This window comes from Sphingomonas segetis (assembly GCF_009720245.1).
Classification (GTDB): domain Bacteria; phylum Pseudomonadota; class Alphaproteobacteria; order Sphingomonadales; family Sphingomonadaceae; genus Sphingomicrobium; species Sphingomicrobium segetis.
Genome location: NZ_WJSQ01000105.1, coordinates 1 through 9430, shown reverse-complemented (window position 1 = coordinate 9430; position 9430 = coordinate 1). Strand labels below are relative to the sequence as shown.

The window sequence follows — 9430 nt, the reverse complement described above, 5'->3', positions numbered from 1 at the left end:
CGCGCCCGAACCCGCCGCCGCCGCCGCCGAATGAGCGACGAGCGGCGCTTCTACGAGGCGCGGGCGGCCGGTGTGCGCCGCTCCGCGCCGGCGGCGCTGAGGAACCGCGAGCCGATCGCCGATGTGCTCAGCGATTGGCTACCGTCAAGCGGCCTCGTGCTCGAAATCGCCAGCGGCACGGGCGAGCATGCGGTCCATTTTGCGAACCGCTTCCCGGCGCTCGAGTGGCAGCCGAGCGACATTCATCCCGACGCGCTGGCGTCGATCGCGGCCGCGCGAGAGGAAGCAGGCCTGCCGAACCTTCGCGCGCCGGTCGTGCTCGATGCCGCATCGGCCGACTGGCCGGTCGAGCGAGCCGATGCGGTGCTGAGCAGCAACATGGTTCACATCAGTCCGTGGGCCTCGGCGCTCGGCCTCATTGTGGGCTCGGCGCGGCTGCTTGCGCAGGGAGCGCCGCTGATCCTCTATGGCCCGTGGCTGACGGACGACACACCCCCTGCGCCGAGCAATCTCGATTTCGACGCCGATCTCAGGAGGCGGGATCGGGAATGGGGCTTGCGGAAGGTCGAGGATTTCACCGGAGCGGCAAAGGATGCCGGCCTCCGGCTTGTCGAAACGCGTGCGATGCCTGCGAACAATATGATGCTTCTCCTCGCCCGCTGTTAAACGAAGCTTTACCATGGACGCGCTAGTCATCGGCCGCATGGACGAGAGCAGCATGATGAAGAACCGCCGATCGCGGCGCTCGCCGGTGCTTCTGGCCGCAACCGTCGAGGTCCGCGGCAAGCCTGTCGCGGTGAAGCTGCGCAATCTTTCGGAAGAGGGCGCGCTGATCGAAGGCGAGCGGCTGCCGGCCGAAGGGTCGAGCACGTTTTTCGAGCGCAACGACCTGCGGCGGGAGAGCCGAGTCGTCTGGGTTCACGGCCGCTATGCGGGCGTGGCCTTCGACGAGCCGCTCAAGGCCGACCAGGTGCTCCGCAATGTGCCGGCTCCGAAGCGCAAGGCGGAGATGACCGATTTCAGGCGCCCCGGTCTCGCGTGCAGGCCGCTCAGCGACTACGAACGCCAGATGCTTGAGCGTTGGATGACTTCGTCGCCCGTGGGGTCCCTCGGCGAATAATCAGGCGACGGCCCTGCGCCGCTGATCCTGCTGTTCCTGCAGCCAGCCGACGAGATCGGAGAGGACGAGGGCGCGGTTGAAGGCGACTCCATAGGCTCCCCCATCGGTCCATTTCACCACGCCCGCCGCAGGGGTCAGGCCGGGCAAAGTGACCACCACATCGGCGCCTACGGTGAGCGGCGAGCGCGCTTCGACGCAGAGGCCGCCCTGCGACACGTTGAGCACGCGGATTCGGACGATATCGCCGTCCTGCCGGACCCAGGCGACGCAATCCACCTCGATTCGCGGAAGGCGAGGGCGCGGCCCGTCGCCGGGCGGGGATAGCAGCAGCAACACGTCGATAGGTGAATCGAAGGTGACCCCGGTCAGGCCGTCCTCGACCCATTTGACGACCCCCTTGACGGGATCGCCCTGCTTGAGCTCGACGGAGAGCGCCGTCCCGACCGGAATATCCGTATAGGCTCGGATCATCATCCCGCCTGCCGAGATGTTCCGGATCAGGCACAGCTCGCGCTGTCCGTCGACCACGATGGCTCCGACGCGCAGGAGGCTGAGAAAACGGTCGCTGTGGCGGCGGTCCGGCTGGACGGGCGCTGAGCGCGCTAGAGAATAAACGGTGGTCTCGACGGCTTGTTCTTCCACGTCCGGCTCCGACGAAGCACAAATCAGGCATCTGTCCATCCGCCCAGATGTGTCCGGCGGCCCCACCGGCGATGGTGCTAACAGCCAAGCCTTACCAGATGGTTGCGCCTCATCGATGGCGATTGCCGCGAGTGTCGTGCGGGTCTAAAACAGTCGCAAAGCGGAGGTGTCGTGATGATGCGGCAGACGTGCGCGGCGCTGGCGATGCTCTTCGGCTCAAGCGCGGCCCTTGCTCAATCGGCGCCCGTGAAGCTCGATGCCGTCGCCGGAATTCCCAATATCGACGACAAGACTCAGACCGAGGACGTGCGGTTCGAGACCGGGCATGATGACCGGCTGACGGTGCCCGTTCGGCTGGGGGGCGCCGGACCGTTCCGCTTTCTCGTCGACACCGGCGCCGACCGCACAGCCGTTTCGCGCGAGCTCGCCGGACGGTTGGGGCTGGTGAGCGGCCAGGCCGCGTCGCTGCACACGGTCACCGGCGTTTCGACGGTCGCGACCGCCGATCTTCCCAGCCTCGAGCTCACGCGCAAGCCGGTGAAGATCGTCGACGCGGCGGTGCTCGAGCGCGCGGACATGGGCGCCGACGGGATCATCGGCGTCGACTCGCTCCGCTCCAAACGGGTGCAGTTCGACTTCGAGACGGACACGCTCTCGATCGTGCCTTCCGCAGTGAAGGATTTCCGCGACGAGCCGGGCACGATCGTGGTCAAGGCGGCACGGCGCAACGGGCGGCTCGTCCTCACCGACGCCTCGGCAAACGGCCATTCGGTCACGGTCGTGATCGACACGGGAGCCCAGCTCAGCATCGGCAACGAGGCGCTTCGCCGGAGACTGGTCGGGCACGGATTGATCGATCCGCTGCAGAAAGTCGAGCTGCAGTCTGTCACCGGCGCGATGATCACGGGCGATTACATGTTCGTCCGCGAAATCGCGATCGGCGGGCTCAAGATCAAGAATCTCGCGATCGTGTTTGCCGACGCGCATACCTTCACGAAGCTCGGGCTCGACCGCAAGCCTGCGCTTCTTCTCGGCATGAACGCGATCCGTGCGTTCAAGAAAGTGTCGATCGATTTCGCGAGCCGGAAGTTCAGGGTGGTGCTTCCGGAAACCAGCCAGCTCGACGTCCGGCTTGCCTCCGCACGCATGAGATGAGCGCGATTCTGCCGCAATGGTGTTGCCATGGGGTCTCGCCGCTCCGGTTCAAGGCTTGAATTTCCGCGCTCCCGGCGCGACAGACGAGAGGGGGCGGGGATTACATCCGGGCATCGCGCGCGAGCGGATGCTTCGACAGTCCAAGGAGTCGCTCGAAAAATGGCCTTCCAGCTCCCCGACCTTCCATATGCGAAGGATGCTCTCGCGCCGCACATGTCGGCCGAGACCCTGGAATATCACCACGGCAAGCATCACCGCGCCTACGTCAACAAGACCAATGAGCTGGTGCAGAACGACAGCCAGCTGTCCGGGGCTTCGCTGCTTCAGGTGGTCAAGGACGCCAAGCGCACCGCCAACAACAAGCTGTTCAACAACAGCGCGCAGCTGTGGAACCACAGCTTCTTCTGGCAATGCCTCGCACCTTCGCAGGGACAGCAGCCGTCGGGCAAGCTCGCCAAGCTGATCGAGGACGGGTTCGGCAATGCCGAAGCGATGCTCCAGAAGCTGCACGAGGAGGCGGTCAACCATTTCGCCAGCGGCTGGGCGTGGCTGGTGCTCGACCGCGGCGCGTTGCGCATCACCTCGCTCCACGACGCCGACACACCGATCGTTCACGAGGGCATGGTGCCGCTGTTCACGCTCGATGTGTGGGAGCACGCTTATTACATCGATTATCGGAACGAGCGGCCGAAGTTCGCCACCGCGGTGCTCCAGAACATCGTCAACTGGGACTTCGTCGGCGAGAATCTCGACGGCACCGGGCTGGAGCGCGCCAACCAGCAGGGCGCGGAAGCCGCGGTTACTGCTTGAGCCGATAGCCCGTCCGGAACATCCAGGCGATCACCGCCATGCAGACGGCGATGATCGCCAGCGTGACCAGCACGCTCGACCAGACCGGCACGTCGGTTACCGAATAGAAGCTCCAGCGGAAGCCGCTGATCACGTGGACGATCGGGTTAAACAGGGTGATGGTCCGGAACGGCTCGCCGAGCGCTTTAACCGAGTAGAAGGCGCCGCCGAGGAAGGTCAGCGGCGTGATGACCAGCATCGGGATCATCTGCAGCTGCTCGAAATTCTGCGCCCACACGCCGATCGCGAAGCCGAACAGACAAAAACCCGCGCTGATGCCGACCAGGAACAGCATCATTGCCACCGGGTGATCGATGTGCAGCGGGACGAACAAGGTCGCCGTGGCGATCGTCACCAGCGCGAGGATGACCGACTTGGTGACGGCCGCGCCGACATAGGCCAACACCGCCTCGAAGCTCGAGATCGGCGCTGAGAGCAGTTCGTAGATCGTGCCGACAAACTTCGGAAAATAAATGCCGAAGCTCGCGTTGAAGATCGATTGCATGAACACCGAGAGGAGCGTCAGGCCGGGCACGATGAAGGCGCCGTAGCTGACGCCGTCCATTTCGGTCATTCGGCTGCCGAGAGCGGATCCGAACACCACGAAGTAGAGCGCGGTCGTGATCACCGGCGTGACCAGGCTTTGCCACAAAGTCCGCTTCCAGCGCGCCATCTCGAACCGGTAAATCGCAGCGATTCCGTGGAGATTCACTTCGTGCCTCCCGCCGGAAGCGACAGCCCCTGTCCAGGGACTGTCTCTCGACCGCCTCCGTGGACCAGCTCGACGAAAATCTCTTCGAGGCTCGACTGGTGCGTCGACAGGTCCTTGTAGGCGATTCCGAGCTCACTCAGCCGACGCATCAGCGAGGCGATTCCGGTGCGCTCGGCGTGGCTGTCGAATTGATAGCGCAGGACGTGGCCTTCATCCGCCAAGTCGACCTTCCATTCGGCGAGCTCGGGTGGAACCGCCGGGAGCGGATCGGCGAGTACGATCTCGAGCGTCTTCTTCCCCATCTTCGCCATCAGATCGCGCTTTTCGTCGACCGCAACCAGCGCGCCCTTGCTGATCACGCCGACGCGGTCCGCCATTTCCTCGGCCTCCTCGATATAATGCGTGGTGAGGATGATCGTCGTGCCGTCCGCCCTAAGCTTGCGCACCACTTCCCACATGTCGCGCCGCAGTTCGACGTCCACGCCCGCAGTCGGTTCATCGAGGAACAGGATCGCGGGCTCGTGGGAGAGCGCCTTTGCGATCATCACCCGTCGCTTCATGCCGCCGGAGAGGAAACGCATCTCCGACTTGCGCTTGTCGAGCAGCGAAAGCCGTTTGAGCAGGTCTTCGACATAAGGGTCGTTCCGCGGCTTGCCGTAAAGTCCGCGTGAGAACCTGGTCGTGTTCCAGACCGTCTCGAAGGCTTCCGTCGTAAGCTCTTGGGGAACAAGGCCGATTCGCTCGCGGGCGTAGCGGAATTCCGATTGCCAGTTCCTGCCGTCGACCAACACTTCGCCGGCGCTCGGGGTGACGATCCCGCAGACGATGTTGATCAGCGTCGTCTTGCCGGCGCCGTTGGGGCCCAACAGCGCGAAAATCTCGCCGCGGCGGATGTCGAGGTCGACGGACTTCAGCGCGTCGACGCCAGTGCCGTAGGTCTTCCTGAGGCCGCGGATCGAGAGGATCGCGTCGTTCATTCGATCGGCCCCGGCTCCACCGGCACGGCCTCCTCCTTCATCAGGCCGTGGCGGAGCAGCATCGGGATGTTGGCCGCGGCGAACAGGAAGGTGAGGGGGAGGGCGCCCCACAACTTGAACCCGATCCAGAAGTCCCAGGAGGTGCTGCGCCACACCGCCTCGTTGAGGACGGCCATGAATGCGAAGAAGATCGCCCAGTTGCGGGTGAGCTTCATCCACCCCGTCTCATCGAGTCCTGGGTAGGTGCTGCCGAGCACGCGCTGAAGCAGCGGCCGATCGGTCGCGAGCCCGAACCACAGGAGGGCGGAGACGAGCACGTAATAGATCGTCGGCTTCATCTGGATGAAGGTGCGGTCGTGGAGCCAGATCGTCAGGCCGCCGAGGATCACGACCATGATCCCCGAGAACCACAGCAAGGGCGAGAAGCGATGGTAGCGGATCGCCGAGAACAGCATCGCGGCGATCATCGCGACCATGAAGGCGCCGGTGGCGACAAAAATTTTAAGCAGCGCCGGCACTGGAGCGAGGAAATTTGCCAGGAAGAAGACGAGCAGCGGCCCGAGGTCGATCAGCAGCCTGGCGCCGCCCTGCGGCTCTTGCTTCGCGGTCATTCTGGCGGGAGCCCCGCGATGGCGCGAGCGACCGCGCGCGGTTCGAACGGCCGCAGGTCATCAGCCGTCTCGCCGACCCCGATCGCGTAGATCGGGAGGCCGAACTTCTCCGCTGCCGCGACCAGGATCCCGCCGCGCGCGGTGCCGTCGAGCTTGGTCATGATGAGCCCCGTCACGCCCGCGCTGTCGCGGAACACCTCGACCTGAGCAAGCGCGTTCTGGCCGGTGGTGGCGTCGAGCACGAGGAGGACATCGTGCGGTGCCTCGGGGTTGAGGCGGCCGAGCACGCGGCGGATTTTCGACAACTCCTCCATCAGGTGGGTCTTGTTCTGGAGGCGGCCGGCGGTGTCGACGATCAGTACGTCGATGCCTTCGGCGGTGGCCTGCTTGACTCCGTCGAAGACGATGCCCGCCGCGTCGCCGCCCTCTTTTCCCGAGATCACCGGTGCGCCGATCCGCTCGCCCCAGATCCTCAGCTGCTCGATTGCCGCGGCGCGGAAGGTATCGCCGGCGGCGAGCAGCACTCCGTAATCTTCGTCTTTTAGCCAGCGACCGAGCTTGCCGATGGTGGTCGTCTTGCCCGAGCCATTGACTCCGATCACCAGGATCACGTGTGGGCGCGGAAAGCCCCACACTTCCAGCGGCTTGGCGACCGGAGCGAGGATCTTCTCTATCTCTTCGGCAAGGATGGTGCGGAGGCCGCGCTCGTCGAGACGCTCGAATTTCTGCTGGGCGATCGCTTCGCGGATGCGGCGGGATGCTTCCGGCCCGAGGTCCGACGCGATCAACGCTTCCTCGATGTCGTCGAGGGTCGCCGTGTCGAGGGCCGCGCGGCTGGTCAGGCCGGTGAGATTGTCCGCAACCCGGTCGGCAGTCTTCTGAAAGCCGCCACGCAGGCGGTCGAGCCAGCTCATGCCCACACCGCCGTCAGACGGTCGCCGTCGCAGCCGGTGATACGCGCCAAGCCGGTCTCGCCGCGCGAAGCCGCAGGGAGGATCACCGGCGCAAAATTGTCCGCATGTCCTTTGCCGCCGTTTTCGATCAGGAGTGACAGGCGAGTGCCAACCAGGCTCTCGAGCCAGCGGCGGCGGCGTTCGGCGGCCGCTTGGCGGAGGCGCGCGGCGCGGGCTTTCACAAGCTCGCGGGGTAGCTGCGGCATGCGGGCAGCCGGTGTGTCGGGACGAGGTGAGAACGGAAAAATGTGGGCGGCAATGACGTCGCAGTCATCGAGCAGTTTCAAGCTGTTCATGACCATGTCTTCAGTTTCGGTGGGAAACCCGGCGATGAGGTCGGCGCCGATCGTCGCATCCGGTCGCGCGCGCTTGATTCGCTCGATCGTGCGTACCGCATCGGCGCGGCTGTGCCGCCGCTTCATCCGCTTGAGGATGAGGTCGTCGCCGGCCTGAAGCGACAGGTGAAAGTGCGGCAGCAGGCGCGGTTCGCCGGCAATCAGCTCGAACAATGCATCGTCCATCTCGACGCCGTCCAGCGATGAGAGCCGCAGGCGCCGGAGCCGCGGCTCGGCGGCGAGAAGGCGCCGGCACAGCGTTCCGATGCCGCCTTCATAATCGGTAATGTCGACGCCCGTCAGCACAATCTCCTTCGCGCCTCGGTCGATCTCTCGCGCGGTCGCGTCCCGGATGAGTTCGAACGGAAGTGAGCGGCTCCGGCCGCGGGCCTGCCAGATCGAGCAGAAGGTGCACCGGTGATCGCACCCGGTCTGCACCGCGACGAAGCTGCGGACGTGTCCGTGAAAGCCTGATGGCGCCATGACGTCACGCCATTCGTCATCCCGGGCTTGACCCGGGATCCGTCTTGCTCCTGCGGTCCCAAGAAAGGCAGGCCCCGGCTCAAGGCCGGGGTGACGAGGTGTGGCGAATACGCGCAGCTTCTCTGCATTTCCCACGACCCGGCTAACGCCCGGCATCGCCGCGAAAGACGACGCGTCGAGTTCCGCCGCGCAGCCGGTGACGAGGATCTGGGCCGATGGCCGATCGCGATGCGCGCGGCGGATCGCCTGGCGCGTCTGACGCACCGCCTCGTTTGTCACGGCGCAGCTGTTGACCAGGATCCAGTCTTCGCCGGGAGCCGCCGTGCGCGCGATCGTCTCGCTTTCGGCGAAGTTGAGGCGGCAGCCCAGCGTGATCGTTTCGACATTCATGACAGCGCCCCGAGGTCGAGCTCGCCCTCGAACACATGCGTCGCGGCGCCGCGCATCCGGATCGGCTCTCCGGGTGCCCAATCGACGGTCAGCCTGCCGCCGGTCATGTCCACCCGCACCGGAGACTCGGCGCGCCTGGTAGCAATTGCCGCGACCGCGCTCGCGCAGGCGCCGGTGCCGCACGCCAGCGTTTCTCCGGCGCCGCGCTCGAAGGTCCGCAGCTTCACACGGTCATGGACACAGGTCGCGACGTTGACGTTGATCCGGTCGGGGAAGGTGGGATCGTTCTCGATCCTCGGCCCGAGCTCCTCCAGCGCCACTTCGCGCGCATCGGGCACGAAGAAAACGAGGTGCGGATTGCCGACGTTGACCGCAAACGGCTTCTCGAGCTCATCCCACGCCATCGGCAGCGCGGCCGTCTCCATCGGGTAAGCGAGCGGAATCTCGTCCCAGCCGAAGCGCGGCTGACCGATCACGACCTCGACCTCTGCTCCGAGGTTCTCGCCCTCGAGAAATCCGCCGGCGCTGTCGATCGTCGTCGCGCCGGTGAGCCGGACCACGCAGCGCGTGGCGTTGCCGCAGCTTTCGACCTCGCCGCCGTCGCTGTTCCAGATACGCATCCTGAGGTCGGCGCTGTCGCTGGACTCGAGCACGATCAGCTGGTCGCAGCCGACGCCGGTGCGCCGGTCGGCAATCGCGCGGGCTAGCGCCGGCGTGACCTCGAACGGCTCTTGCCGCGCGTCGACAATCACGAAATCGTTGCCGAGACCATGCATCTTGTGGAAGTGGCGGCGCATCGGGCGCGTGACTTAGGGAGCGTCTACAGCTTAGTCCACCTGTGAGGGTAGAATGCCGAGAGCCGCCAGCGACGTCATGCAATCGATCCTTTTCTCGGCGGTGCTCGACGGCATCGCCGCGCTGAAGAAGGGGTCGGGCGGGCTTCCGAACAAGTTGCTCCGCGACGTGCAGGCGATCCACGCCAACGTGACCTTCGCCGATTTACCAAAAGAGCTGCAGGCCGCCATCGCCGAGAGCACCCGCGCCGCTTTCACCCAACTGCTGAAGGAAGGCTATGCGGTCGGCCCGCGCCAGCAGATGCAGCAATCGCGGCCGATCGACCGGGTGCCGGAGCGCGACCGCCGCGGACCGCCGCGCGGACCTGCCCAGGGCCATCGGCGGGGCGGACGGCCNCCGAATGGGGAC

General features: G+C 65.5%; 11 protein-coding genes. 4 read left to right on the top strand and 7 right to left on the bottom strand.

The genetic code is table 11. The features are described 5' to 3' along the window. Positions 1-30: 30 nt before the first annotated feature. On the top strand, positions 31-666 hold the full coding sequence (locus GH737_RS10400; RefSeq protein WP_155264757.1) for a DUF938 domain-containing protein: 636 nt from the start codon (positions 31-33) through the stop codon (positions 664-666). Between the two features lie 13 nt (positions 667-679). Then, entirely contained in the window at positions 680-1120 is a 441-nt protein-coding gene (locus GH737_RS10395) for a PilZ domain-containing protein (RefSeq protein WP_155264756.1), read from the top strand. Here the strand turns inward: GH737_RS10395 and GH737_RS10390 are convergent, their stop codons facing one another. Further along, positions 1121-1762: a PilZ domain-containing protein gene (locus GH737_RS10390; RefSeq protein WP_196233100.1), complete on the bottom strand. Its 642-nt coding sequence runs from the start codon at positions 1760-1762 to the stop codon at positions 1121-1123. Between the two features lie 174 nt (positions 1763-1936). Between GH737_RS10390 and GH737_RS10385 the strand changes: the two genes are divergently transcribed. After that, positions 1937-2917, top strand: a complete 981-nt coding sequence (locus tag GH737_RS10385; protein WP_155264754.1) for a retroviral-like aspartic protease family protein — start codon at positions 1937-1939, stop codon at positions 2915-2917. Positions 2918-3076: 159 nt separating this feature from the next. Then, on the top strand, positions 3077-3727 hold the full coding sequence (locus tag GH737_RS10380) for a superoxide dismutase (RefSeq protein ID WP_155264753.1): 651 nt from the start codon (positions 3077-3079) through the stop codon (positions 3725-3727). Here GH737_RS10380 and GH737_RS10375 read toward each other — a convergent pair. Genes GH737_RS10375 through dapF form a run of 6 tightly spaced genes read right to left on the bottom strand, consistent with a single transcriptional unit; the run spans position 3717 to position 9024 of the window. Continuing rightward, complete coding sequence (locus GH737_RS10375) at positions 3717-4478, bottom strand: ABC transporter permease (protein ID WP_155264752.1); 762 nt, start codon at positions 4476-4478, stop codon at positions 3717-3719. The two genes, GH737_RS10380 and GH737_RS10375, sit on opposite strands and share 11 nt — an antisense overlap. Beyond that, positions 4475-5455: an ABC transporter ATP-binding protein gene (locus GH737_RS10370; RefSeq protein ID WP_155264751.1), complete on the bottom strand. Its 981-nt coding sequence runs from the start codon at positions 5453-5455 to the stop codon at positions 4475-4477. The genes GH737_RS10375 and GH737_RS10370 overlap by 4 nt, the downstream gene beginning before the upstream one ends. Then, entirely contained in the window at positions 5452-6066 is a 615-nt protein-coding gene (locus GH737_RS10365; RefSeq protein WP_155264750.1) for an inner membrane-spanning protein YciB, read from the bottom strand. Before GH737_RS10365 ends, GH737_RS10370 begins: the two co-directional genes overlap by 4 nt. Continuing rightward, positions 6063-6980: a signal recognition particle-docking protein FtsY gene (gene ftsY / locus GH737_RS10360; protein ID WP_155264749.1), complete on the bottom strand. Its 918-nt coding sequence runs from the start codon at positions 6978-6980 to the stop codon at positions 6063-6065. The genes GH737_RS10365 and ftsY overlap by 4 nt, the downstream gene beginning before the upstream one ends. Continuing rightward, the gene (locus GH737_RS10355) at positions 6977-8227 is read right to left on the bottom strand and encodes a MiaB/RimO family radical SAM methylthiotransferase (protein ID WP_155264748.1); all 1251 of its coding nucleotides are present in this window, start codon (positions 8225-8227) and stop codon (positions 6977-6979) included. Before GH737_RS10355 ends, ftsY begins: the two co-directional genes overlap by 4 nt. Next, entirely contained in the window at positions 8224-9024 is an 801-nt protein-coding gene (gene dapF, locus GH737_RS10350; RefSeq protein WP_155264747.1) for a diaminopimelate epimerase, read from the bottom strand. Before dapF ends, GH737_RS10355 begins: the two co-directional genes overlap by 4 nt. Between the last annotated feature and the right edge of the window lie 406 nt (positions 9025-9430).